Raw genomic sequence first — 25,705 nt, 5'->3', positions numbered from 1 at the left:
CCGGAAGGCGCTCCCCGAGTCCGCCTCAGCGCAGCGACCGGTACATCTCCTGGCGCTGCGGATGCGTCAGGATCACCTGCCACAGTTGCCCCTCGCGCGAGCGGAAGAAGCCGGCGCAACACATCAGGTAGTACTGCCACATGCGGTAGAAGCGCGTGCCGTAGCGTTCCTGCAATTGCGGCCAGGCGCGCTGGAAGTTGTCCCACCAGGCCATCAGCGTGCGGTCGTAGTCGGCGCCGAAGTTGTGCCAGTCCTCGATGATGAAGCGGCCTTCGACCGCGGTGCTGATCTCGCGGGCCGACGGCAGCTTGCCGTTGGGGAAGACGTAGCGGTCGATCCAGGGATCGGTGCTCTGGCTGGTCGAGGCGATGCCGATGGTGTGCAGCAGGAAGATGCCGCCGGGCGCCATCAGCCGTTGCACATTGGTGAAGTAGGTGTCGTAGTTCTTGGGGCCGACGTGCTCGAACATGCCGACCGACACCACCTTGTCGAAGCTGCCCTGCAGGTCGCGGTAGTCCTGCAGCAGCAGTTCCACCGGCAGGCCGCGCACGCGCTCCTGGGCCAGCGCCAATTGCTCCTTGGAGACGGTGATGCCGGTGACCTTGACGCCATAGCGTTCGGCCGCGAACTTGGCCAGCCCGCCCCAGCCGCAGCCGATGTCCAGCAGCGTCTCGCCGGGCTTGAGCTGCAGCTTGCGGCAGATCATGTCGAGCTTGGCTTCCTGGGCGGTTTCGAGCGTGTCGGCCTGTTCCCAGAAGGCGCAGGAATAGATCATGCGGCTGTCGAGCATGGCCTCGAAGACGTCGTTGCCGGCGTCGTAGTGCTGCTCGCCGACTTCGAAGGCGCGGCTTCGGGATTGCAGGTTGAACAGCTTGTGGCGCAGGTGTTCGGCGATCAGCTTGACGCGCGCCAGGCCCAGCGCGGCCGAGCCCATGTCGGCGCGCAGCAGGCGGGTGAAGAGTTCGTCGAGCTGCTCGCAGTCCCATTCGCCGTCCATGTAGGACTCGCCCAGCCCCAGCGACCAACTGGCGAAGACGCGCTCGTACATGTGCTTGTCATGGACCTGGATGTCCCAGGGGCGCGAGCCGTTGATCCGGACATCCGCGCGCGCCAGCAGGTCCTGCAGGACCTTGGGCGGTGCGGGGGGGCCGGCGTCGGCGCGGGGTGGCGTTAGCTGAGTAGTCGGACTGCTTTGGTGCATAGTGGCTCCATATCAATTCTGGACTGACTGATCTGGCAATGCTCGAAGCGCATAACTCTCGCCCGGACCGGCGGATGGAATCCAATTTAATGATTGAATCGGCTCGATAGGCAATCGTAATTTCAGCGGGGTGTCAGCGCCGTGACACCGCGGCCGCTGACCCGGGACCCGCCAATCTTAACCAACGTATGCTGCTGCGCAAGGCCCAGACGCATCCTGCCACCAACAGGGCCGGGGCCAGGATAAAGACCATGGGGCCAATGGTGCCGTAGGCGCCCGACAGACGGTCGCACGCCGCTACACTGGTTGCCTGCAACGGCGCCGCCCGGGCCTGTCCGGGCGGCATTCGTGCCTGTCGCCGGCGGATTCCGCCGGGTCGCATCCGTCTCAAGGAGAGTCCCATGGCTGCGCGCATCCATCTTTTCGGCGCGTCCGGCTGCGGCGCCACCACGCTGGGCGCCGCGCTCGGCGCACGCCTGGGCGTGCCCCACCTCGAAGCCGACGACTACTACTGGCTGCCGACCGATCCGCCATTCACCGACAAGTATCCCAAGGAGGAGCGTTGGCGCCGCATCCGCGAACGGCTGCGAGGGCATGACGATTGGGTGCTCAGCGGCGGTTCGGTCTACCACTGGGGCGAGGGCCTGATTCCCGCGTTCGCGCTGGTGGTGTTCCTGCGGCTGCCGGCGGCCGAGCGCATGGCGCGGCTGCGCCGCCGCGAGGTTGAACGCTATGGCGCGGCGCTGGAAAACGATCCCGCGGTGCGTGAGAAGAGCCGCCTTTTCCTGGAATGGGCCGCCGGTTACGACACGGGCGCCGAGGGAACGCGCACTTTGGCGCAGCACCGGGAATGGATCCGCCAACTGCATTGCCCGGTGCTGACGCTGGATACGCGCGCCAGCGTGGACGACCTGGCGGACCAGGTGCTGGCCGCATTGCCGCCGGACATGCGGGTATCCAGGAGTCCGGCCTGAGGCATTTCAGCGGCCATCCCGCGCCGACTGGGGCGCGGCCGCCGCGTCGGCGTCCGGGCGGCGGCGCGCGCTTCCGATAAGATACCCGCCATGCACGGCGCCGCCATTGCGGCCGCGCGCCGGTTTTTCGGAGCACAACGATGCTGGATGCGAGCCTGGAACCCCGTTTGGAATTCGTCACCTGCGCCAGCCCGGCGGGCCTGCACCGCATGGCGTACTGGGAGTGGGGCGATCCGGCCAATGACCGGGTGCTGGTCTGCGTCCATGGCCTGACCCGCAGCGGGCGCGATTTCGATACGCTGGCGCGGCGCCTGGCGGGGCAGTTCCGCGTGGTGTGCCCCGACGTGGTCGGCCGCGGTCGCTCGGACTGGTTGGTCAATCCGGCGTTCTATACCGTGCCGCAGTACGTGTCCGACATGACCACCCTGGTGGCGCGGCTGCGGCCCGCCTCGCTGGCTTGGGTCGGCACCTCGATGGGCGGGCTGATCGGCCTGGGGCTGGCCGGCGCCGCCGCGTTCGCGCGGGCGATGCTGCCGCTGCGCCCGCATGCGGGCATGCTGCCGCCGCAGGACGGCATCCGTTTGTCGAAGCTGGTGCTCAACGACGTCGGCCCGCGCCTGGAGACCGGCGCGCTGGCGCGCATCGGCCAGTACGTGGGCGAACCGGGCGCGTTCGGCTCGTTTGCCGAGGCGGTGGCGGCCATGCGCGCCAATTCCGAGACCTTCGGCCCGCACACGGACGCGCAGTGGGACCACCTGGCGCGCTTTGTCTATCCGGAGGAGGGCGGGCAGTGGGTCAAGCACTACGACCTGGCGCTGGCGCAGCCGATGGCGTTGCAGACCGGCGAGGAACTGGCCGCCGGCGAGCAGATCCTGTGGCGTTCGTATGACGCGGTCGACTGCCCGATCCTGATCGTGCGCGGCGAGCATTCCGATCTGCTGACCCGCGCCACCGTCGACGAAATGCGCCAGCGCAATCCGCGCGCCCGGCTCTACGAGGTGCGGGGCGTGGGCCACGCGCCGACGCTGATGGCCGACGACCAGGTGACGGCGGTGGCGGATTTCCTGTTGGCGTGACGGCCGCCTCGGCGGCCCCGTCGATCAATTGGGGACGCCGCTGGCCGGCGCCGCTACCCAGGGGGGCGGGGCTTCTCTACAATAGGTTCCATGACTACGCCCGTTCTCAACATCGATTTGCATTGCCATTCCACCGTGTCCGATGGCGCCCTGGCGCCGCGCGACGTGGCGCAGCGTGCGCACGCCAACGGTGTCGATGTCTGGGCCCTGACCGACCATGACGAGATCGGCGGCCTGGCCGAGGCCGCGGCCATGGCCGGTGAACTCGGCATGCGCTTTGCCACGGGCGTCGAGATCTCGGTGACCTGGGCCGGCCTGACGGTGCACATCGTCGGCCTGCGTTTCGATCCGTCCAATGTGGCGCTGGCCGACGGCCTGCGCAAGACGCGTTCGGGCCGCGCCGAGCGGGCCCGCCGCATCGGCGAGCGGCTGGCCGAGATGGGCATGCCTGGCGCCTACGAAGGCGCGCTGCCTTTCGCCGGCAACCCGGAATTGATCAGCCGCACGCACTTCGCGCGCTATCTGGTCGAGGCGGGTTACTGTCCCGACGTGCAGACCGTCTTCACCAAGCACCTGGGCGACGACCGCCCCGGCCACGTGCCCATGCAATGGGCCACCTTGGCCGAGGCGGTCGGCTGGATCCGCGGCGCCGGCGGCATTGCCGTCATCGCGCATCCGGGGCGCTACAAGTACACGCCGCTGCAGTTCGCCGCGCTGTTCGACGAATTCCTGCAGTTGGGCGGCGTGGGCATCGAAGTCACGACCGGCAGCCACACCGTTGAAGAGGCGCGCCAGTATGCCGAGGTGGCGCGCCGCTATGGTTTCCTGGCCTCGCGCGGGTCGGACTTCCATAGCCCGAAAGAAAGCCGCATGGATCTGGGCCGGCTGCCCCCGCTGCCGCCGGACCTGAAGCCGGTCTGGCACGACTGGTTCTAGCGCGGGCGGCGCGTCGCCGCCCGGCTCCTGGCATGGAGTGTCCATGCCGCCCTTGAATTGACTGATCGCGCGTCGACCGCGCCGCCGCCATGAACAAAGCATTTGTCAAAGAATCCGACAACGAGGACGACGATGACCTGCCGCAGGCCCAGGCATTGCCGGCCGGCACCAAGAACTACATGACGCCGGAAGGCTACGAGCGCCTGCGCGGCGAGCTGACGCACCTGATGAACGTGGAGCGGCCGGCGGTGGTGCAGGTGGTGTCGTGGGCCGCATCCAACGGCGACCGTTCCGAGAACGGCGACTATCTCTACGGCAAGAAGCGCCTGCGCGAGATCGACCGCCGCATGCGTTTCCTGACCAAGCGCCTGGACATCGCCGAGGTGGTCGACCCGGCCGCCCAGCCGAACCGCGACCAGGTCTTCTTCGGCGCCACGGTGCTGTATTCCGACAAGGCCGGCGAGGAACATACCGTCACCATCGTCGGCGTGGACGAGGCCGAGCCGCTGGCCGGCAAGATCAGTTGGATCTCGCCGGTGGCGCGGGCGCTGATCAAGGCGCGGGAGGGCGACACGGTGGTGCTGCGCACGCCGGGCGGGATCGAGGAGCTGGACATCCTGGAAGTGCGCTACCCGGGGTAGCGCGATGCCACGCGGCGGCGTTGCGGCGCCCGCCGCCGAAACGGACCCTCCAAAAGGCGACGGGCGCCGGCTTGTGGCCGGCGCCCGTCTTTGGTGGGCGGGATCTGACGTCCCTGCCTCGGTTGGCGGCTTGCGCCGCCGTTCCCCTGGGGCTTGCTGCTTGTTCGGTATCGTGTCCTGGCCGGCTTACTTCTTGCGCGCCGCGATGGACTTCTCGGCCAGGTTGACCAGGTCATCGCCGATCTGCTTCTTCCACTTGTCGTAGACGGGCTGGGTGACCTTGGCGAAGGCGTCGTGCTCGGCCTGGCTGAGCGAGGTCACGGTGACGCCGTGGCCCTCGATCTCCTTGAGCAAGGACGGATCTTCCGGCGTGACGCCCTTGCGCGCGATCACGATCTGCTGCTTGCCGGCGTCCAGCGCGGCCTGGCGCACGATGTCGCGGTCCTTTTCCGACCACGAATTCCACACCTCGCGGTTGACCACGAAGATCAGCGGATCGGCCACGTAGTTCCACAGCGTCAGGTATTTCTGGCCGACGGTGTAGAGCTTGGAGCCGGTGTAGATCGACAGCGGGTTCTCCTGGCCGTCGACCGCGCCGCTGGCCAGCGCCGGCTGGGCGTCGGCCCAGCTCATCTGGGTCGGGTTGGCGCCCAGCGCTGTGAACGTGTCGATGTAGAGCGGCGAGCCGACCACGCGCAGCTTCATGCCCTTCATGTCCTCGGGCCGCTTGATCTCGCGCTTGGAGTTGCTGAGCTGGCGGTAGCCGTTTTCGCCCCAGGCCAGCGGCACCACGCCGGCCTTCTCGATCAGCTTGAACATCTCCTTGCCCACGTCGCCCTGCACCAGCGCGTCGATGGCGGCGTAGTCCGGCATCAGGAAGGGCAGCGAGAACAGGTTCAGTTGCTTGATCTGCGGCGACCAGTTGATGGTCGAGCCGACGGCCATGTCGATCACGCCCTGGCGGATGGCGGTGAATTCGCGGGTCTGGTCGCCCTGCACCAGCGAGGTGCCGGGGTAGACCTTGATGTTGATGCGGCCCTGGGTGCGCTCGCGCACCAGGTTCGACCAGATCTCGGCGCCCTGGCCCCACGGGAAAGTGGTGCCGACAACGATGGAGAGCTTGTATTCGGGCTTGTAGTTCTGCGCCTGCGCGGCGGCGGGCAGGCCAACCACGGCGGCGGCGCACAGGGTGGCGCCGATCAGCTTGCGGAAATTCATGTTGCGTCTCCTCTCTTTGCGGGTCTGTCTGTTGTTGTCATGAATGCATGCCGGACGAGCCGGTCCGGGTCCCTCAGTAGCCCAGCTTGTGCGGCAGCCACAGCGCCAACTGCGGGAACACCAGCACCGCCACCAGCACCAGGAACATCGCGCCCAGCAGCCACACCACCCAGCGCACGGTCGATTCCATCGGCACGCGCGCGATGCGGCACGACACCATCAGGTTGACCGCCAGCGGCGGGGTGAACTGGCCCAGCGCGACCTTCAGCGTCAGGATCACGCCGAACCACACCGGATCCCAGTTGTAGGCCTTGGCGATCGGCATCAGGAGCGGCACGAAGATCAGGAAGATGGAGATGCCGTCCAGGAACATGCCGACGGTCATCAGCAGCAGGATCAGCAGCGCCAGCACGCCCCATTCGCCCAGCCCGGAATTGACGATGGCGTGGGTGATCGGGTCGATCACGCTGAGCGTGGACAGGGCCCAGGCGAAGATGCCGGCCAGCGTCACCACCAGCATGATCACGGCCGACAGCTCGGCGGCCTCGCGCAGGATCACGTACAGGTCGCGCAGCTTGATGGTGCGGTGGATGCACATGCCCACGAACAGGCCGTAGAACACCGCGACCACGGCCGCCTCGGTGGGCGTGAACCAGCCCATGCGCATGCCGCCCAAAATCAGCACCGGCGCGGCCAGGCCCCACGAGGCTTCGCGCAGGCTTTTCCAGAACGGCGGACGCGGCAGGTGCGCTTCCAGCATGCCCATCTTGTGCTTGCGCGACAGCCACACGGCCGGCACGATCAGCGCCAGGCCGGCCAGGACGCCCGGCACCATGCCGGCGGCGAACAGCGCCGGCACCGAGGCCTCGGGCACCAGCACCGAATAGATGATGAAGGCCACCGATGGCGGGATCAGAATGTCGGTGGCCGCGCCGGCCGCCACCACCGAGGCCGAGAACGAGCCCGGGTAGCCGGCGCGCGACATGGCCGCGATCATCACCGCGCCCACCGCGGCGGCGCAGGCCGGGCCGGAGCCGGAGATGCCGCCCAGGAACATGGCCACGGCGATCGACACCAGCGGCAGCATGCCCGGGCCGCGCCCGACGATGGCGATGGCGAAATCCACCAGCCGCTTGGCCACGCCGGAGCGGTCGAAGATGGAGCCGACCAGCACGAACATGGGAATCGCCAGCAGCGGGTACTTGGCCAGCCCGGCGTAGAAGTTCTGCGGCACGGTCAGCAGGCCATACCAGGGCGTGTCCAGGTTGGACAGCACGATGGCCACGGTGCCGCCGATGCCCAGCGCCACGCCGACCGGCACGCCGATCAGCATCAGCGCGATGAAGACCGCGAACAGGATGCCGGCGATCATGCCTGGCCCCCGTCGGCCTTGGGTAGCGGCGCCTTCCACAGGCGCCGCAGCGTGCCCAGGGTGCGCAGCGAGATGGCGGCGGCCATCACCGGCAGCCAGATCGAATACCACCAGGTCGGCACGCCGATGGCGGGCGAGGTTTCCTCGTAGATGAATTCATCGGACACCAGCTTGACCGACAGCACCGTCAGCAGCACGAAGAACGCCAGCACGCAGAAGTTGGCGATCAGCGCCATGATGCGCTGGCGCCGCGGCGAGCCGTTGTCGGCCAGGATCTCGATGCGGATGTGGTGGTTGCGCACGAAGGCGACGCTGCCGCCGGCCATGGTCAGCACGATCAGCAGGAACACCGAGATCTCTTCGGTCCAGGCGAACGACTGGTCGGTGAAGTAGCGCACCAGCACGTTCAGGAAGGTAATCAGCGCCAAGGCCGCCAGCAGGATCACGGCCAGCCAGTCCTCGATGGCCAGCGGCACTTTCACGGCGGGGTCTGCTTCGGCGGGGATGATCGGTTCGACGGGCTCGGCGGGGGCTTCGGGGCGTGACATGTGAGGCGACGGCCAGCGCGGCGAGGCGCTTTCTTGGTATGGGGTCGCTGCATCCTACCGTCGGGGCGGAAGGGCGGGTGTTCGTGTTTTCCCGCGCTGCGGTATGGCCGCAACATGGTGCATCGCAATAGCCGGGGTGCTGGGGCGGGCCTTGGGCCCGCCATAATCCGCGCGGGCGGCAAGGCTTTGCGCGCCATATTGCTGTGCAGCAGGCCCCGCGCCTCGTCGCGGAATTCTTTTGTAACAATGACCAAAGCCGGACGAATTCGGGCCGGATCGGGACAGGGCCGTGCTTCCGTCCGGGAAAACCCGCCAAGCGGGGTAAAATCCTGTTTTTGCTTCCCTCCTTATATACGGCGCCCGCATCGTGTCCCTTGTTCAGCATCTGCCTGGTTCCTCCGTCCTGTCCTCCTTTCGTCGTGACCGCCTGCTGGCGCAACTGAAGGAAGCCGGCCTGCCGGTGGCCGACATTTCCGCCCGCTACGAGCACTTCGTCAGCACCGACGCCGCCCTGACGGCCGAGCAGCAGCAGCACCTGGCCCAATTGCTGGACTACGGCACCCCCGCCACCGGCGAGGCACCGGCCAAGAGCCTGGCGCTGCTGGTGATCCCGCGCCTGGGCACGATCTCGCCGTGGGCCAGCAAGGCCACCGACATCGCCCACAACTGTGGCCTGTCGGCCGTGCACCGCATCGAACGCGGCGTGCGCTACGTCATCACGCCCGAACGCGGCCTGCTGGGCAGCAAGACGTTCGACGCCGACATGCTGGCGCGCGCGGCCGACTGCCTGCACGACCGCATGACCGAAACCGTGGTCGACGCCAGCTTCGACGGCCAGGCGCTGTTCCAGCCGCTGGCCGGCAAGCCGATGCGCACGGTCGACGTGCAGGCGCGCGGCGCCGCCGCCCTGGTCGAGGCCAACAGCACCCTGGGCCTGGCCCTGTCCGATGACGAGATCGAATACCTGGCCAAGTCGTTCAGCGACCTGGGCCGCGATCCCACCGACGTCGAACTGATGATGTTCGCGCAGGCCAACAGCGAACACTGCCGCCACAAGATCTTCAACGCCCAGTGGGTGATCGACGGCCAGGAGCAGCCCAACACGCTGTTCGGCATGATCCGCGCCACCCACAAGGCGCAGCCGGAAGGCACCGTGGTGGCCTACTCGGACAACGCCGCCATCATGGCCGGCGGCCCGGCGCAGCGCTTCCAGGCCGGCGTGCCCGGGGTGACGGGCGAGGGCGTGGATGGCGCCAAGTACATCCGCCGCGACACCACCGTGCACACCCTGATGAAGGTCGAGACGCACAATCACCCGACCGCGATCGCGCCGTTCCCCGGCGCCTCGACCGGCGCCGGCGGCGAAATCCGCGACGAAGGCGCCACCGGCCGCGGCTCCAAGCCCAAGGCCGGCCTGACCGGTTTCACCGTCTCGCACCTGCGCTTCGACGACGCCACGCAGCCCTGGGAAGCCGACCACCACGGCCTGCCGGACCGCATCGCCTCGCCGCTGTCCATCATGATCGACGGCCCCATCGGCGGCGCCGCCTTCAATAACGAATTCGGCCGTCCCAACCTGCTGGGCTATTTCCGTTCGTTCGAGCAGACCGCCGGCGGCACCCGCTGGGGCTACCACAAGCCCATCATGATCGCGGGCGGCCTGGGCAGCATCGACGCCGGCCTGACGCACAAGGACGTGATTCCCCCCGGCGCGCTGCTGATCCAGTTGGGCGGCCCGGGTTTCCGCATCGGCATGGGCGGCGGCGCCGCCTCCAGCATCAGCATGGGCAGCAACTCGGCCGAGCTGGATTTCGACTCGGTCCAGCGCGGCAACCCCGAATTGGAACGCCGCGCCCAGGAGGTCATCGACCGCTGCTGGCAGCAGGCCGAGAACAACCCCATCATCGCCATCCATGACGTCGGCGCGGGCGGCCTGTCCAACGCCTTCCCGGAACTGGTCAACGACGCCGGCCGCGGCGCCATCTTCGATCTGAAGCGCGTGCCGCTGGAAGAATCCGGCCTGTCGCCCGCCGAGATCTGGAGCAATGAATCGCAGGAACGCTACGTCCTGTCGATCCTGCCCAAGGACCTGGAGCGCTTTGACGCCATCGCGCGCCGCGAACGCTGCCCCTACGCGGTGGTCGGCGTGGCCACCGAAGAACGCCAACTGCGCGTGGTCGACGGCGAGGGCCTGCCCGGCCTGGACACGATCCGTCCGCAGGGCGAGGCCGAGGTGCGTCCGGTCGACGTGCCGATCGACGTCATCCTGGGCAAGCCGCCGCGCATGACGCGCGACGTGCGCCGCCTGCCGGGCGTGTCCGAGCCGCTCGACCTGGCCGGCATCGACCTGACCGAAGCGGCCTACCGCGTGCTGCGCCACCCCACGGTGGCCAACAAGTCGTTCCTCATCACCATCGGCGACCGCACCGTCGGCGGCCTCTCCAGCCGCGACCAGATGGTCGGCCCGTGGCAGGTGCCGGTGGCCGACTGCGCCGTCACCCTGGCTGACTACCAGGGCTTCCGCGGCGAAGCCATGGCCATGGGCGAACGCACGCCCATCGCCATGCTGAACGCGCCGGCCTCCGGCCGCATGGCCGTGGCCGAGGCCCTGACCAACCTGGCCGCCGCCGACGTGGCGCGCCTGGAAGACATCAAGCTGTCCGCCAACTGGATGGCCGCCTGCGGCGTCGAGGGCCAGGACGCCGCGCTGTACGACACCGTGTCGGCCGTCAGCGAGCTGTGCCAGGCCGCGGGCCTGTCGATTCCGGTGGGCAAGGACTCGCTGTCCATGAAGACCTCCTGGGAACAGGACGGCGAGCAGCGCCAGGTGGTGGCGCCGGTGTCGCTGATCGTCACGGCCTTCGCGCCGGTCGGCGACGTGCGCGCCAGCCTCACGCCGCAACTGCGCACCGACGCCGGCGACAGCGTGCTGATCCTGATCGACCTGGGCCGTGGCCTGCACCGCATGGGCGGCTCGATCCTGGCGCAGACCTACAACCAGGTCGGCGAGACCGTGCCGGACATCGACTCGCCCGAAGCGCTGCGCGCCTTCTTCGTCACCATCCGCACCCTGGCCGAGGCCGGCACCATCCTGGCCTACCACGACCGCTCCGACGGCGGCCTGTTCGCCACTTTGGTGGAAATGGCCTTCGCCGGCCGCACCGGCATCTCGGTCAACCTGGACATGCTGACCTTCGACCCGCAATCGGCCGATTGGGGCGACTACAAGATCCGTCCGGAACAGGTGGCGGTGCAGCGCGACGAACTGACGCTCAAGGCGCTGTTCGCCGAGGAAGCCGGCGCCGTCATCCAGGTGCCGGCCGCCCAGCGCGACGCCGTCATGCAGGTGCTGCGCGGCGCCGGCCTGTCGGCCCACTCGCACGTCATCGGCGGCCTGAACGGCGGCGACGAGGTCGAGTTCTATCGCGACGGCAAGAAGGTCTGGGGCCAGCCGCGCGCCGACCTCGGCCGCGCCTGGAGCGAAGTCTCCTACCGCATCATGGCGCGCCGCGACAACCCGGCCTGCGCCCAGGCCGAGCTGGACGTCTGGAACGACACGCAGGATCCGGGCATGAGCCCGAACGTGGCCTTCGACCCGCAGGAAGACGTGGCCGCGCCGTTCATCAACAGCGGCAAGCGCCCGCGCGTGGCGATCCTGCGCGAGCAGGGCTGCAACAGCCAGGTGGAAATGGGCTGGGCCTTCGACACCGCCGGTTTCGACGCGGTCGACGTGCACATGACCGACCTGCTGGCGGGCCGCGTGGACCTGGCGCAGGTGCAGGGCCTGGTGGCCGTGGGCGGCTTCAGCTACGGCGACGTGCTGGGCGCCGGCGAGGGCTGGGCCCGCACCATCCGCTTCAACAGCAAGCTGTCGGATCAGTTCGCGGCGTACTTCGCCCGCCCCGACACCTTCGCGCTGGGCGTGTGCAACGGCTGCCAGATGATGGCCGCGCTGGCCCCGATGATCCCCGGCGCCGAGCACTGGCCGCGCTTCACCCGCAACCTGTCCGAGAAGTACGAGGCGCGTCTGTCGATGGTCGAGCTGGCCAAGTCGCCGTCGATCTTCTTTGCCGGCATGGAAGGCGCGCGCATCCCGGTCGCGGTGGCGCATGGCGAAGGCTACGCCGACTTCTCGCAGCAGGGCGACGCCGGCCGCGTGCTGGCGGCGGCGCGCTACATCGACAACCGCGGCAACGCCACCGAGGCCTATCCGTTCAACCCGAACGGCAGCCCGGGCGGCCTGACCTCCGTCACCACCGCCGACGGCCGCTTCACCGTGATGATGCCGCACCCGGAACGCGTGACCCGCAACGTCATGATGTCGTGGGCGCCCGAGAAGTGGGGCAACGCCGACAGCGGCGGCCAGTTCAGCCCGTGGATGCGCATTTTCCGCAACGCGCGCGCCTGGCTGAAATAAGAAGCGCCTCAGCCCGCGCGTGTCGCGCGAGCTGCCCCCGAGAGGCCATGCGTCACGCAGGACATGGCCCACCTGGCAAAGCCCCACCGGTTTCGGTGGGGCTTTTTTCATGCGAGCAACGCGCGGCGGCTGGGGAGGCTCGCCGGTATTCGCTCCGTTGCTGTAATCGGTGCTGTAACCCAATGAGATATTTAACTTTTCATTGCAATAAGCCGTAAACAGGAGGACAGCCGCCCGCGGCGGCCTCCTGCAAACCCCGAGTGGCCCTCCCCATGTTCAAGAATCTGAGTATCCGCGCCGTCCTGACGACCGCGCTCTGTATCTTTTTCGCCCTTTTCCTGGTCACCGGCATCGCCGTCTACCAACAACTGACCTCCAACCGCAGCTCGATCGAGGTGATGCTGGACACCAACCTGGTGCGCGCCAACGCGGTCGACTCGGCCGGGGCCGAGCTGCTGCGCGCGCGTCTGGTGTTGCTGGCGGCCCAGACCACCTTGCTGGAAGGCAAGAGCATCGACAGCCTGGCCAGCATGCAGCGCCTGGACGGCTACACCAAGAAGGCCGCCGACCTGATCCAGAGCGCGCGCCAGAATCCCGAAACGTCGCCGGTGGGCAAGCCCTTGTTCGACGAGGCGCTGGCCGCCTATGAGGTCTACCAGCGCGACGCGATCACGCCGATGATCGCCGCGATCCGCGCCGGCAAGGCGCAGGACGCCAGCCGCCTGAACCTGGAAAAGGTCACGCCGCTGGGCATCGCCTTCACCCAGGCGATCCAGAAGTACGTGGACTTCGCCGACGAAATCGGCAAGCGCGTGGCGCGCGAAGCCAACGCCCGCATCAACGGCGCTATCGCCTTCCTGATCGGCCTGCTGGTGGTGGTGGCGGTGCTGGTGGTGGGCCTGTACGCGGTGTTCGCGCGCTCGGTGTTCCGGCCGCTGCACGAGGCCGGCCGCCTGTTCGATCGCATCGCCGGCGGCGACCTGACCAACCGCATCGAGCAGCGCGGCAACAACGAAATCGGCGTGCTGTACGCGGCGGTCAAGCGCATGCAGGACAGCCTGGCGCGCACCGTGGCCGCCGTGCGCCAGGGCGTGGAAGAGATCCACACCGGTTCGCGCGAGATCGCGGCCGGCAACATCGACCTGTCCTCGCGCACCGAGCAGCAGGCCGCTTCGCTGGAAGAAACCGCCGCCAGCATGGACGAGTTGTCGTCCACTGTGAAGAACAACGCCGACAGCTCGCGCAACGCCTCGCAATTGGCGACGGCGGCGTCCGACGTGGCCACCCGCGGCGGCCAGGCGGTGGGCGATGTGGTCGGCACCATGCGCGCCATCGCCGACAGCTCCAACCGCATCGCCGACATCGTCGGCGTGATCGACGGCATCGCCTTCCAGACCAACATCCTGGCGTTGAATGCCGCGGTGGAAGCGGCCCGCGCCGGCGAGCAGGGCAAGGGTTTCGCGGTGGTGGCCAGCGAAGTGCGCGCGCTGGCGCAGCGCAGCGGCCAGGCCGCCAAGGAGATCAAGGGCCTGATCGACGACTCCGTGCAGAAGGTCTCGATCGGCTCCGACCAGGTCGAAGCGGCCGGCGCCACCATGCAGGAGATCGTGACCTCGGTGCGCCGCGTGACGGACATCATCAACGAAATCTCCAGTGCCTCCGAAGAGCAGTCGCAGGGCATCGAGCAGGTGAACCAGGCGGTGTCGCAGATGGACAGCGTGACGCAGCAGAACGCCGCGCTGGTCGAACAGGCCGCCGCGTCGGCCGCCTCGCTCGAAGCGCAGGCGCAACGCCTGCGCGAAGCGGTGGCGGTGTTCAAGCTGCAGACCGGCCGGGTGATCGACGCCGAGGCGCCGGCCTTGGGCCGCGGCGCCGAGCCGGCGCTGATCGGCGCCTGAATCGCCGCCTGAATCGCCGCCTGAATCGCCGTCCTTCGGGGCGCGGGACGCCTGTGCGTGCCGCGTCTTGTTGATGAGGTGGCGCCGCGCCGCCGTTGCGGTCAGTCCGCCAGCGCCTGCGTCAGGTGCGCGATCAAGGCGCGGGTGCGCACCGGCAGCCGGGGTGCGCTGGTCAACGCGTACAACGCCACCGGCTCCAGTTCCCAATCCGGCAGCACTGCGACCAGCCCGGGCGCGGCCTCGCGCAGCGGCGCGATGCCGGCGCCGCGCGCGGCCAACTGCCGCGCCATCTCGGGATCCTCCACGCAATAACGTTCGCGCGTCATGACGATGGCGCGGTCCTGGCCGCGCCGCAGTTGCCAGCGCGCGGGCGCGCCGTTGTCGTCGGCATGCACGCCGATGCAGTCGTGCGCAGCCAGATCGGCCGGGCGTTCCGGCGCCGGCCGTCGCGCCAGATACTCGGGGGCGGCATACAGGCGGGCGCGCAGGGCGCCCAGGCGATGCGCCAGCCAGGACGGGTCGCAGGGCGGTTCCAGCCGGATCGTCAGATCGGCGCCGTCCGGCGCCGGGGATGCGGCCGGCGTCACGCTCAATTGGAACCGCAGGCCGGGATGGCGCGCCGCGAAGGCCGCCAGCAAGGGCGCCAGCGCCTGCCGGGTGCGGGCGTCGGGCAGGTCCACGCGCAGCAGCCCGGCGTCGCGGCCCGCGCTGGCCGCCTGGCGCGGCGGCGGCGTCAGTGGAATGCCCAGCGCCGCGGCGGCGCGGCCGAAAGCCCCGACGCTGGTGACCTTGGCGAACACTTCCATCCTGGGCAGCGGTGTCATGGCGCGGGTTTCCTTGGAAGGCGCGGCCGGGGCCGCTCAGAAGGCGTAGACCATGCCGACGCTGCCGAACAGGTTGGCGCGGCGCTCGGTCAGCGGGCTGTCGCGTGCGTCGCCCAGCAGCGTGTTCACGCCCAGCGTGGTGATGGTGCTCCAGCTCGGGTTGATGCGGTACGACCAGGTGGTGAACAGCGCCGCCGACTTGAAGCCGGAGGACGGCGAGTAGGTCGACAGCCCGGCGCGGCTGCTGGCGGCCTGCGAGGAGGTGACGCCGTACCAGGTCTGCATGGCGTCGTGGCTGGCCCACTGCGTGCTGGCGCCGATATTGACGCGATGGGCGCCGTCCTGCCAGGCGGCGTAGGTGGCGCGCAGTTCGAGCGTGCCGCCGTAGGCGCTGCGCGCGGCCTGGCGGTAGGCGGCGCCCAGGGACAGTGGGCCGGGCGCCCATTCGACGAAGGCGCCGTAGGTGCCGTGGAAATCGATGTCGTCCAGGCCCTTGGTGCGGTCGGCGTCGCTGGAATCGCGGCCCAGGCCCATGCCGACGAACACGCCCGCCTTCCAGTCGGGCGCCAGTGCGGTCTGCAGGCCCATCGCAGGCAGGCCGGCGCGTGGCGAGATGAAGAAGTTGCCCGAGTGGTAGTTGACCAACGGCACCGGCAGGGCGCGGTATTCGCGCGAGCCTTCGTAGACCGGCACGTAGCCGACGCTCAATCCGATGAAATTGGTGCCAGGTTGATCGGCCTGGGCCGGGGCGGCGGCGCAGGCCAGGGTGGCGGCCGTGGCGGCGCCAGTTGCTAACATAGCCAGCTTCATTGCGGGAACTTTCCTTTCTCGTGGGCGGGCGCCCGGCGATGGCCGGAGCGCGGCAAGGCGCCATTGTCGGGGCCGGCTTTTAAAAATTCTTTAAATCCAGGGCGGCACAATGCGACGCCATGGAGAGTCAGGGAGCGTTCTTGCAAGTTCTACTGGTGGAAGACGATGCGATGCTGGGAGACGCCTTGCGCGCCAGCATGGCGCAGGCCGGCATGCGCGTGGACTGGGTGCGCGACGTGCCCGAGGCCCGGCTGGCGCTGGTCGACCACGGCTACGGCGCCGTGCTGCTCGACCTGGGGCTGCCCGGCGGCAGCGGCCTGGCCGTGCTCAAGCACCTGCGCGGGCGCTACGACGCCACGCCGGTGCTCATCATCACCGCGCGCGACCGCCTGAGCGAGCGGGTGCAGGGGCTGGACGCCGGCGCCGACGACTATATCGTCAAGCCGTTCCAGCTCGACGAGCTGCTGGCCCGGCTGCGCGCCGTCGTGCGCCGCAGCAGCAATTCGGTGGTCTCGGTCCTGCGCTGCCGCGATGTGTCGCTGGATCCGGCGCGGCGGGTGGTGACCCGCGCGGGCGCCGAGGTGACGCTCAGCGCCAGCGAATACCGCACCCTGCTGGCGCTGATGGAGCGCGCCGGCCAGACCGTCAGCCGGGAGCAGTTGGAATCCGCCGTCTACGGCGGCAGCGGCACGATCGAAAGCAACACCGTGGCGGTGTACGTGCACCAATTGCGGCGCAAGCTGGGCGAGGACCTGGTCGCCACCGTGCACGGGCTGGGCTATCGCATTGCCGGCGGGGACGCGCCGTGAAGACGCTGCGCAAGCGCCTGACCGTCACGCTGTTGCTGACCCTGCTGCTGACCTGGGCGGCGGTGTTCCTGTTCCAGCAGCACTCCATGACGGAGGCCCGCACCGGCATCCGCGACCAGGCGCTGGTGGACTCGGCCAACCAGACCATCCTGTCGCTGCGCCGCAGCCTGCTCGAGGAACGGCCGGACGAGCGCTTCGAACTGCCGCCGTCCAGCCATTTCCGCGGCGAGCGCGCCTCGGTGCAGATCTGGTCGCTGGCCGACCGGCGCCTGGCGCTGCGTTCGCCGGAATCGCCGGCCCAGCCGCTCAATCCGCATTTCGATGATGGCTTCCGCGACAGTGTGATCGACGGCAGGCGCTGGCGCGTGTATTCGCTCAGCGACGCCTCCGGTCAGGTGCAGGTGCAGTTGGCCCGCGCCGACAGCGTGCTGCGGGCCGAAACGGTGGCCGCCTTCAAGCGCGGCCTGGTCATCGTCACCGCCTTGTTCCTGCTGCTGGCGGCGGCCACCTGGATCGTGGTGCGCCAGGCCTTCCGGCCGGTCAACCAGGCCGGCGAAGCGATCCTGCGGCGCGCGCCGTTCGATCTGGCGCCCCTGCCGCTGGACCGCCTGCCGGGCGAATTGCATCCCTATGTGCAGTCCATCAATGCCCTGTTGCTGCGCCTGCAGGCCGCCATGGACCACGAGCGCCGCTTCCTGGCCGACGCCGCGCACGAACTGCGCACGCCGCTGGCCGCGCTCGGCGCCCAGACCGAAGTGCTGCTGCAACGCATCGCCGACACGCCGGCCGCCGACGCCGCCCTGCAATTGCGCGCGGTGGCGCAGCGCACCGCGCGCCTGGCCGAGCAATTGCTGGACCAGGCCCGCATGGACGCGGCCAGCGAATCCGACGCGGATTCCGGACCGGTGGCGCTGGATACGCTGGTGGTGCTGCTGGTGCGCGATTGCGAGGCGGCCGCGGCGCGCAAGCGCCAGCGCATCCTGCTGGACGTGCAGGCCTGCGGCGCGCGCGGCGACATGGACACGCTGGGGGTGCTGGTGCGCAACCTGCTCGACAACGCCCTGCGCTACACCCCCGAGGGCGGCCAGATCGCGGTGTCCTGCGGGCCGGACGAATCCGGCAGGGCCTGGCTGCGGGTGGCCGACGACGGTCCCGGCATCGCGCCGGCCGAACGCGCGCGGGTGTTCGACCGCTTCTACCGCGCCCCGGGCGCCAATGGCGGCGGCAGCGGCATCGGCCTGTCGCTGGTGGCGCAGATCGCCGCGCGCCATGGCGCCGTGGTGGTTTTCACCCCCGGCCTGAACGGCCGGGGGATCGGCCTGATGGTCACCTTTCCCGCGGCCGCCGCGACATGAAAAAGGCCGGCGCAAATCGCCGGCCCGCGAAACAGGCGCCGTGGCGCGCGCGGCTTACTGATCCAGTTGGATCTTGGCGTCGGCCGCCACGTTCTTCCACTTCTTCACGTCGCTGGCGATCACGTTCTTGAACGCTTCGGACGTGCCGGCCACCACCGTGCCGCCCAGGCTGGCCAGCTTGGCCTTGACCTCGGGGTTGTTGAGCGCCTTGACCGAGGCGTCGTGCAGCTTCTGCGTCACGTCGGCCGGCAGCCCCTTGGGCGCCAGCAGGCCGTTCCAGGCGTTGGCCTCGTAGCGCGGCAGGCCGGCTTCCTTGAAGGTCGGCGTGTCGGGCAGTTCGGGCGAACGGGTGTCGGCGGCGATGGCGATGGGGCGGATCTGGCCGCCCTTGATGTACGGCAGCGAGGCCGGCACCGGCTCCCAGATCATCGACACCTGGCCGCTGATGACGTCGGTGAAGGCCGGGCCGGCGCCACGGTAGGCGATATGCATGAGCTTGGCGCCCGTCATCGACTTCATCAGTTCCATCGCCAGGTTGCCCAGGCCGCCCGCGCCCGACGAGGCGTAGGTGTACTTGTCCGGGTTGGCCTTGGCGGCGGCGATCAGGCCGTTCAGGTCGGCGGCGGGGAAGTCCTTGGTCACGCTCAGTACGCCCGGCACGGTCACCAGTTGCGTGATGGCGGTGAAGTCCTGCACCGCGTCGTAGGTCAGGTTCTTGTACACCGCCGGGTTGGTGCCGTGGGTGCTGGACGAGGCCAGCAGCAGGATGTAGCCGTCGGGCGCCGCGTCGGCCACGAAGCGGGTGCCGATCGAGCCGCCCGCGCCGGCCTTGTTCTCGACCACCACGGTGGCGCCCAGCTCGGCGCCCAGTTGCGCGGCGAACACGCGGCCGATGATGTCGGCGGTGCCGCCGGGGGCGAACGGCACGATCAGGCGCACGGGCTTGTTGGGGTAGTCGGCCTGCTGCGCCGAGGCCGCGCCCGCGATCAGCGAGGCGCCGCTCAGCAACGCGACGGCGATTGCGGTTTTGGTTAGTTTCATGGTGTCTCCAGGCGAAGGTTAGTCGAGGCCGTTGAGCCAGTCGACGATGAGTTCGGCGATGCGGTCGCTGTTGCGGTCCAGCATGCAGAAATGGGAATTGCCGGCGATGCCCGCTGCGGGCAGGTCCAGCACGTCGGCGCGGCGGCCGGCCCGCCGCAGGGCGTCCCAGTAGGCGTCGGTCTGGGCGCGGTAGCGTTGCCAGGTGTCGTGGTGGTCGAAGTGGTCGCCCCAGACCAGCAGTTGCGGGGGCAGGGGGCCGTCGACGTGTTCGGGCGTGCCGGTCGGTTCCACCGCCACCACCGCGCGGATCGGGCCGGGGCATTCGCGCGCCAGTTGCGTGGCGTAGCCCCCGCCCTGGCTGTGGCCGATGACGATGCAGGGGCCGGCCAGGTCCAGCAGTTCGCGATAGGCATCCAGCGCCATGGCGTCATGCGCCAGCCAGCGCGGCACGAACTGCTTGGCGAAGGTGTCGAAGGCCTCGGTGGGGAATTGCTGGGCGGGGTGGGCGCGGCGCGGCTGGCCGGCGGGCGCGTAGCCGCCGGCCGGGCCGACGCGGAACAGGTGCCAGGCTTCTTCCTTGGAACGGAAGATCGGCGCCGCGTCGTAGATCTGCGGGTACATCGCCCACGAGGCGCGGCCGCGCTCGGGCGCGTCGGCCACGAACACGTCATAGCCGGATTGCAGCAGCCGCCAGAGCCAGCCCTGGCGGCCGTCGGGGGTGCTCTCCCATTGTGCGCCGGTCATGCCGCCGCCGTGCCACAGCAGCACCGGATGCGGGTGGCGCGGCTCGGCCAGGCGGTATTCCTGCACATAGAGCTGGCCGGCGCAGTAGCTGCCGTTCATGTCGATGGCGCGCGCGGCGCCGTTGCCCACCACTTGCTTGCGCAGCACCGGGAGTCCGCTGGCCGCGACCTCGCGGCCGCCCAGGAAGTGGCTGCGCAGGGATTTCAGCAGGATGGGGGCGTCGGACATCGGCATCTCCAGGGAATGCCGTAATACTAGTTGTAACAAGCGCGGGGTTTGTGCAAAATGTGCAGGGCCTGTGCCGATACGGCACAGCCACACAAGAAGAGGGGAGACGGATGGACATCAAGTGGCTGGAGGACTTCGTGGCGCTGTCGAAGGCGCGCAACCTGTTCCAGGCGGCCGAGGCGCGCAACGTGACGCATCCGGCCTTCGGGCGCCGCATCAAGGCGCTGGAGGACTGGGCCGGCGTGCCGCTGGTCGAGCGCGGCCACCAGGTGTCGACGCTGAACGCGGCCGGGCGCAGCATGCTGGCGGCCGCCATCGACGTGCTGGACATCCTGCGCGAGACGCGCCAGGGTCTGCAGAAGCCGGAACAGGAGCGTGTCCGCCGCATCGCCATCGCCTCCGGCAAGACGCTGGCGCATTCGGTGCTGCCGGGGCTGATGGCCAGGGTGCAGCAGGGCATGCAGCCGTTCCAGTTGAAGGTGGTCACCACCACGCTCAACTTTGGCATCGACATGCTGGCCGACGGCGAGGTCGATTTCCTGCTGTGCCACGCGCACGAGCCGCTGTACGCGCAGATCGACAACCCCAACTACCGCTTTCGCCGGGTCGGCGCCGACAAGCTGGTGGCGGTCAGCGCGCCGCTGGCGCCGGGCAGCCGCCATCCGCGCCATGCCGTGCCCAAGCTGGCCTCGGATCCGGCCGTGCCGTTCCTGGCCTACGCCGACAGCATGTCGCTGGGCCGCATCCTGCGCGATCGCCTGCGCGGCCTGTGCGTGCCGGCGCGGTTGCAGGCCATGTATGAATCCGACCTGGCGGACGCGCTGCATGCCATGGCGCGGCAGGGCTTCGGCCTGGCGTGGCTGCCCCACACGCTGGTCGAATCCGACCTGCGCGCCGGCGCCCTGGTGCGCGCCGACAGCGCGCGCAACGACATCCACATGGAGATCCGGCTGTACCAGTCGGTGGCCAACGCCAAGCCGCTGGCGCGCCAGGTATGGGGGCGGATCGAGGCCTACGCGGCGCGCTAGGCATAAAATAGAGGATTATTCCGCTTCCCGACCACAGGATCCCGCGCCATGAACGCACGCATCCCCGACGACGCACTTCCTCCTACCCTCGATCCGAAGGCTCTGCAGGCTTTTGTGGACGACAAGTGGGACAACGAGATCATCCCCGCGCTGACCGACTACATCGCCATCCCGGCCAAGAGCCCGGCGTTCGACGCCGACTGGGAAAAGAACGCGTTCATCGAGCGCGTGGTGCGCGACGCGGCGCAGTGGGTCGAAGCCCAGAAGGTCTCGGGCCTGAAGCTGGAAGTGGTGCGCCTGCCCGGCCGCACGCCGGTGATCTTCTTTGACGCGCCCGCCACCCGCAGCGACAACGGCGACACCGTGCTGCTGTACGGCCACCTGGACAAGCAGCCGGAATTCTCGGGCTGGCGCGCCGGCCTCGGCCCCTGGACCCCCAAGTACGAAGACGGCAAGCTCTACGGCCGCGGCGGCGCCGACGATGGCTATGCCGTGTACGCCTCGCTCACCGCCATCATGGCGCTGGACAAGCAGGGCATTCCGCGCCCGCGCTGCGTCGGCATCGTCGAGACCTGTGAGGAATCCGGCAGCTACGACCTGCTGCCCTATGTCGACGCGCTGCGCGACCGCCTGGGCAACGTGGCCCTGGTGGTGTGCCTGGATTCGGGCGCCGGCAACTACGACCAGCTGTGGATGACCACGTCGCTGCGCGGCATGGTGTCGGGCACGCTGGAAGTGCAGGTGCTGGACGAAGGCGTGCACTCGGGTGACTCCAGCGGCGTGGTGCCGTCGTCGTTCCGCATCCTGCGCCATCTGCTGGACCGCCTCGAAGACAGCGCCACCGGCCGCCTGCTGCCGCAGAGCCTGCACTGCGAAATTCCCGCCGACCGCATCGAGCAGGTGCACGCCACCGCCCGCATCCTGGGCGACGAAGTGTGGCGCCGTTTCCCCTGGAGCTGCGGCGCCGACGGCGGCTTCGTGCTGCCCATGACCACCGAGCCGGAACAGGCCCTGTTGAACCGCACCTGGCGCCCGACGCTGTCGGTGACCGGCGCCGAAGGCCTGCCGCCGCTGTCCAGCGCCGGCAACGTGCTGCGCCCGCGCACCGCCTTCAAGCTGTCGCTGCGCCTGCCGCCGCTGGTCGACGCCGTCGCCGCCTCGGAGGAAATCAAGGCCCTGCTGGAAGCCGACGCGCCCTACAACGCCAAGGTCCTCTTCAAGGCCAACGAAGGCGCCGCCACCGGCTGGAACGCGCCGGCCTCGGCGCCGTGGTTGACCCAGGCGCTGGATGCCGCCTCGCAGCAGTACTATGGCGCGCCCTGCGGCTACATCGGCCAGGGCGGCACCATTCCGCTGATGAGCATGCTGCAGAAGGGCTTCCCCAAGGCCCAGTTCATGGTGTGCGGCGTGCTGGGCCCCAAGTCCAACGCCCACGGCCCGAATGAATTCCTGCACGTGCCCTACGGCAAGAAGCTGACCGCCGCGGTCGCGCAGACCATGGCGGCGATGCCGGCGGCCTGATCGGCGTTGGCGGATGAAAGAAAGCCCGGCCTGGCCGGGCTTTTTTCATGGCGTGGGATGCGCTGCCGAGGGGCGCGCCGATGGGCGGAACACGACGCGCATGGCTGTCTCGGACGTCACCCGCAGGAGTACGTCGCAGCGGGGGCGGGTGAATCGTTGCGCGATCCGCCGCAGTAATGCCCATAGGCCGCTCAGGATGAAGACGGTGTCCGTGATCGGGTTGGGAATGAATGAGAGGGGGGCCGTATTTTGGGGCGCGATCTGTACTACGCTGTACAGGCCGTCCGTCGCCAGCAGCGCCTGCATGCGTCGCGTCAGCATATCCATGGCGCTGATGTTCTCGACGTAGAAGTTCTCGCGTTGCCGCAGCAGCATCACCAGTTCATCGTCGGACAGGCGGTTGGCGAAATAGGTGAGCGCGATGGCCATCCGTTTCTCTCGTGGTAGTCGTGGCGCCACTCTAGCGCGGCCCCGTCGCGCGGTGCCACAGGCTCCGGCAATGTCGGACGGAGGGTGGATGGCGAGCGCGGCCGTCAACGGCGCCCCGGCCGCCGCCGTCACAGCGTCCGCACCAGCGCCATCGCCCCGAACAGCGCCGCCAGCCCCAACCCGAGCGACAGGCCGGCATACAGCAGCGCGGTGCCGATGCGCCCCTGTTCCACATGCAGCGCGGTCTCCAGCGCGAAGGTCGAAAAGGTGGTGAAGCCGCCGACAATGCCGGTGGTCAGGAACAGCCGGGTCGGCTGCGACACCGAGAACTTCAGCGCCAGCAGTTCGGTGATCAGCCCCATGACGAAGCAGCCGATCACGTTGGTGGCCAGGGTGGCGTAGGGGAAGGCAATCCAGCCCAGGCGCAACGCGGCCAGGCTCATGCCGTAGCGCGCGGCCGATCCCAGGCCGCCGCCGATGAAAACCAGCACTAGATTCAAGATTTCTCTCCAGGTGAAACGATGGAGAGCAACAGCCTGGGGCTTGTCCACGGGCCGCGCCGGTTGCAGGCGCGGGCGGCCTGCGACGAGGCCGCGGCCCGAAAAACAAGAAACCCGCCGCGGCGGGTTTTGTCCGGACGGCACCCGCTGCGGGCATGTTGCCCGGTCAGCAGGAGCCATCAGCCGAAGGATCGGTGGTTTTGGGAAGCTCCATTCCCATTGCGATCGATTGTATCCCAGGCGCGGCGGCCGGGCGTGGCCCCAAAGCGAACCCGGTCGCGGGCGCCTTCCACCGGTCGCCTATACTCGCGGTTTGCCAGGATTACCCGCCATGATTTCCACTTCCGACGCCTACGCCAACGTGGTTGCCGAAACCCGCCACTGGCTCACCCAGGCCGTGATCGGCCTGAATCTCTGTCCGTTCGCCAAGGCGGTCCAGGTCAAGGATCAGATCCGCTTTGCCGTCAGCGATGCGACCGACGCCGAAGGCGTCCTGACCGACCTGCAGGACGAGCTGGCGCTGCTGGCCGAGGCCGATCCGGAAAAGATCGACACCACGCTGCTGATCATTCCCGACGCGCTCGACGATTTCCTGGAATTCAACGACTTCGAGGACCTGTCGGACCGCCTGCTCAAGCGCATGCGCCTGGTGGGCGAGCTGCAGGTGGCCACGTTCCACCCGCAGTTCCAGTTCGCCGACACCCAGCCGGACGATATCGAGAACTACACCAACCGGTCGCCGTATCCCGTCCTGCACCTGCTGCGCGAGGACAGCATCGACCGCGCGGTCGAGTCGTTCCCGGACGCCGCCGAGATCTACGAGAAGAACATCGACACGATGCAGCGGCTTGGCCTGGAAGGCTGGAAGCGGTTGATGAGCAAGTCCTGAGGCGGGTTTTGCTCAGGTTCCAGGCTGGCCTCTCCTGCGCGGGGCCGCGCAGGCGCGCGGCGTGGGGGCGAACCCGGCACCGGGATATCCCTAGATAGCCCCCGCGCCATATTGCATACAAGATACCGTCATTGAGACCCCCCGCCGTTCGGCGGGCGGCCTGTGCTTCCTTCCCCCTTGTTCATCGCATGGCTCGCGCGGCCGCCTGTCGCGCGGTCGTCGTGCGCGCCTGTCTGGAGAGAGCCTTATGCCGTTCACCCGCCGCCACGCCCTGGGCGCGCTTGCCGCGCTGCCGTTGATGCCTCGCCTGGCGCATGCCCAGGCCCAGGCCGATTTCCCCACCCGCCCCGTGCGCCTGCTGGTCGGCTTCGCGCCCGGCGGCCTGACCGACATCGCCGCGCGCGCGCTGGCCGAACGCATGGGCAAGGTCCTGAAGGGCAACGTGGTGGTCGAGAACCGGCCGGGCGGCCAGGCCATCATCGCCACGGTTGCGGTGGCGCGGGCCGAGCCGGACGGCTACACGCTGGGCTTTGCCGGCACCAACGGCATGATCCTGAACCCCTTGCTCTACAACAACCTGCCGTACCAGCAGTCGGACTTCAAGCAGTTGGGGTCGATGGGCAAGTCGCCGATGCTGCTGATCGTGCATCCGGCGCTGGGCGTCAAGAACGTGCAGGAATTCATCGCGCTGGCCAAGAAGAAGCCGGGCGACATCACCTGCGCCCATGCCGGGCGCGGCGTCATCAACCACCTGGCGCTGCTGCACTTCCAGTCCAAGACCGGCACGCAGTTCCAGGACGTGCCCTACAAGGGCAGCGGCCCGGCGCTGCTGGACCTGATGGCGGGCACGGTGCAGAGCACCTTCGATTTCCCGACCTCGGCGCTGCCCAACATCCAGTCGGGCAAGCTGCAGGTGCTGGCGGTGACGGCCGACCGGCGCCTGTCGAGCCTGCCCGACGTGCCGACCATGAAAGAGGCCGGCGTCGATGGCTTCGAGCTGTACACCCGCATGATGATCTCGGGCCCGGCGGCGATGCCGGCGGCGGTCGCCGCGACGCTGGAGAACGCGGTGCGCGAAGGCACGCGCGACCCCAGCCTGGTCAAGCAGTTCGCCGAGCAGGGGGTGACCGTGGAGTTCACCTCGTCGGCCGACCTGGACCGGGTCATCGCCGAAGAGTCCGCCATGTGGGCCGGCGTGATCCGCGCCAACAACGTGCCCAAGACCGATCTGAAAGGCTGAGGACGC

22 protein-coding genes and 1 riboswitch are annotated in these 25,705 nt (G+C 68.9%); of the genes, 12 read left to right on the top strand and 10 right to left on the bottom strand.

The window, feature by feature from the left end:
- Positions 1–25 precede the first annotated feature (25 nt).
- Complete coding sequence (gene cfa, locus HV783_RS02755; RefSeq protein WP_175188666.1) at positions 26–1,201, bottom strand: cyclopropane fatty acyl phospholipid synthase; 1,176 nt, start codon at positions 1,199–1,201, stop codon at positions 26–28.
- A 401-nt stretch (positions 1,202–1,602) separates the two neighbouring features.
- On the opposite strand from cfa, the gene HV783_RS02750 reads away from it, so the two are divergent.
- The 4 genes from HV783_RS02750 to greB all read left to right on the top strand — a co-directional run bounded on the left by HV783_RS02750 (position 1,603) and on the right by greB (position 4,828).
- Positions 1,603–2,175: a P-loop NTPase family protein gene (locus HV783_RS02750; protein ID WP_175188665.1), complete on the top strand. Its 573-nt coding sequence runs from the start codon at positions 1,603–1,605 to the stop codon at positions 2,173–2,175.
- A 140-nt stretch (positions 2,176–2,315) separates the two neighbouring features.
- Positions 2,316–3,251: an alpha/beta fold hydrolase gene (locus HV783_RS02745; protein ID WP_175188664.1), complete on the top strand. Its 936-nt coding sequence runs from the start codon at positions 2,316–2,318 to the stop codon at positions 3,249–3,251.
- 90 nt (positions 3,252–3,341) lie between these two features.
- On the top strand, positions 3,342–4,187 hold the full coding sequence (locus HV783_RS02740; protein ID WP_054502213.1) for a 3',5'-nucleoside bisphosphate phosphatase: 846 nt from the start codon (positions 3,342–3,344) through the stop codon (positions 4,185–4,187).
- Between the two features lie 89 nt (positions 4,188–4,276).
- Complete coding sequence (gene greB / locus HV783_RS02735; protein WP_049073253.1) at positions 4,277–4,828, top strand: transcription elongation factor GreB; 552 nt, start codon at positions 4,277–4,279, stop codon at positions 4,826–4,828.
- Positions 4,829–5,014: 186 nt separating this feature from the next.
- Here the strand turns inward: greB and HV783_RS02730 are convergent, their stop codons facing one another.
- From HV783_RS02730 to HV783_RS02720, 3 genes are all read right to left on the bottom strand, one after another.
- Entirely contained in the window at positions 5,015–6,046 is a 1,032-nt protein-coding gene (locus tag HV783_RS02730) for a DctP family TRAP transporter solute-binding subunit (protein WP_175188663.1), read from the bottom strand.
- Positions 6,047–6,119: 73 nt separating this feature from the next.
- Entirely contained in the window at positions 6,120–7,418 is a 1,299-nt protein-coding gene (locus HV783_RS02725; protein WP_064526845.1) for a TRAP transporter large permease, read from the bottom strand.
- Positions 7,415–7,966, bottom strand: coding sequence for a TRAP transporter small permease (locus tag HV783_RS02720; RefSeq protein ID WP_054502215.1), 552 nt, complete (start codon positions 7,964–7,966; stop codon positions 7,415–7,417). The genes HV783_RS02725 and HV783_RS02720 overlap by 4 nt, the downstream gene beginning before the upstream one ends.
- Positions 7,967–8,333: 367 nt before the next feature.
- On the opposite strand from HV783_RS02720, the gene purL reads away from it, so the two are divergent.
- Positions 8,334–12,383, top strand: a complete 4,050-nt coding sequence (gene purL / locus HV783_RS02715; protein WP_116792523.1) for a phosphoribosylformylglycinamidine synthase — start codon at positions 8,334–8,336, stop codon at positions 12,381–12,383.
- A 272-nt stretch (positions 12,384–12,655) separates the two neighbouring features.
- On the top strand, positions 12,656–14,281 hold the full coding sequence (locus HV783_RS02710) for a methyl-accepting chemotaxis protein (RefSeq protein ID WP_054502217.1): 1,626 nt from the start codon (positions 12,656–12,658) through the stop codon (positions 14,279–14,281).
- A 101-nt stretch (positions 14,282–14,382) separates the two neighbouring features.
- On the opposite strand, the gene HV783_RS02705 is transcribed toward HV783_RS02710, so the two are convergent.
- Together HV783_RS02705 and HV783_RS02700 are read right to left on the bottom strand one after the other, a co-directional pair.
- Positions 14,383–15,105, bottom strand: coding sequence for a LysR substrate-binding domain-containing protein (locus HV783_RS02705; RefSeq protein WP_175188662.1), 723 nt, complete (start codon positions 15,103–15,105; stop codon positions 14,383–14,385).
- Between the two features lie 36 nt (positions 15,106–15,141).
- The gene (locus tag HV783_RS02700) at positions 15,142–15,915 is read right to left on the bottom strand and encodes a MipA/OmpV family protein (RefSeq protein ID WP_175188661.1); all 774 of its coding nucleotides are present in this window, start codon (positions 15,913–15,915) and stop codon (positions 15,142–15,144) included.
- Positions 15,916–16,055: 140 nt separating this feature from the next.
- Here HV783_RS02700 and HV783_RS02695 point away from each other — a divergent pair, with 140 nt between their 5' ends.
- Positions 16,056–16,724, top strand: a complete 669-nt coding sequence (locus HV783_RS02695) for a response regulator transcription factor (protein ID WP_054502220.1) — start codon at positions 16,056–16,058, stop codon at positions 16,722–16,724.
- The gene (locus tag HV783_RS02690) at positions 16,721–18,079 is read left to right on the top strand and encodes an ATP-binding protein (protein WP_116792520.1); all 1,359 of its coding nucleotides are present in this window, start codon (positions 16,721–16,723) and stop codon (positions 18,077–18,079) included. The genes HV783_RS02695 and HV783_RS02690 overlap by 4 nt, the downstream gene beginning before the upstream one ends.
- A 54-nt stretch (positions 18,080–18,133) precedes the next feature.
- Here HV783_RS02690 and HV783_RS02685 read toward each other — a convergent pair whose 3' ends face one another.
- Both HV783_RS02685 and HV783_RS02680 read right to left on the bottom strand, forming a co-directional pair.
- A complete protein-coding gene (locus HV783_RS02685) occupies positions 18,134–19,120 on the bottom strand; it encodes a Bug family tripartite tricarboxylate transporter substrate binding protein (protein ID WP_064526831.1) in 987 nt (328 codons plus the stop codon).
- 18 nt (positions 19,121–19,138) lie between these two features.
- On the bottom strand, positions 19,139–20,092 hold the full coding sequence (locus HV783_RS02680; RefSeq protein WP_175188660.1) for an alpha/beta hydrolase: 954 nt from the start codon (positions 20,090–20,092) through the stop codon (positions 19,139–19,141).
- A 110-nt stretch (positions 20,093–20,202) separates the two neighbouring features.
- Between HV783_RS02680 and HV783_RS02675 the strand changes: the two genes are divergently transcribed.
- Entirely contained in the window at positions 20,203–21,120 is a 918-nt protein-coding gene (locus tag HV783_RS02675) for a LysR family transcriptional regulator (protein ID WP_144657909.1), read from the top strand.
- Between the two features lie 48 nt (positions 21,121–21,168).
- On the top strand, positions 21,169–22,641 hold the full coding sequence (locus HV783_RS02670) for a M20 family metallopeptidase (RefSeq protein ID WP_020928243.1): 1,473 nt from the start codon (positions 21,169–21,171) through the stop codon (positions 22,639–22,641).
- Positions 22,642–22,686: 45 nt separating this feature from the next.
- Here HV783_RS02670 and HV783_RS02665 read toward each other — a convergent pair whose 3' ends face one another.
- A complete protein-coding gene (locus HV783_RS02665) occupies positions 22,687–23,070 on the bottom strand; it encodes a hypothetical protein (protein ID WP_167517710.1) in 384 nt (127 codons plus the stop codon).
- 128 nt (positions 23,071–23,198) lie between these two features.
- The gene (gene crcB / locus HV783_RS02660) at positions 23,199–23,570 is read right to left on the bottom strand and encodes a fluoride efflux transporter CrcB (protein ID WP_026382997.1); all 372 of its coding nucleotides are present in this window, start codon (positions 23,568–23,570) and stop codon (positions 23,199–23,201) included.
- Positions 23,571–23,733: 163 nt separating this feature from the next.
- A riboswitch (Fluoride riboswitch) is annotated at positions 23,734–23,797 on the bottom strand.
- 104 nt (positions 23,798–23,901) lie between these two features.
- On the opposite strand from crcB, the gene HV783_RS02655 reads away from it, so the two are divergent.
- Together HV783_RS02655 and HV783_RS02650 are read left to right on the top strand one after the other, a co-directional pair.
- Positions 23,902–24,459, top strand: coding sequence for a DUF1415 domain-containing protein (locus HV783_RS02655; protein WP_175188659.1), 558 nt, complete (start codon positions 23,902–23,904; stop codon positions 24,457–24,459).
- A 247-nt stretch (positions 24,460–24,706) separates the two neighbouring features.
- A complete protein-coding gene (locus HV783_RS02650; protein WP_054445107.1) occupies positions 24,707–25,699 on the top strand; it encodes a Bug family tripartite tricarboxylate transporter substrate binding protein in 993 nt (330 codons plus the stop codon).
- Positions 25,700–25,705 lie beyond the last annotated feature (6 nt).

It is taken from the genome of Achromobacter dolens (assembly GCF_902859745.1).
GTDB lineage: Bacteria > Pseudomonadota > Gammaproteobacteria > Burkholderiales > Burkholderiaceae_B > Achromobacter > Achromobacter dolens.
The sequence above is the reverse complement of the archived record's forward strand: the minus strand, read 5'-3'. Positions and strand labels throughout refer to the sequence as shown.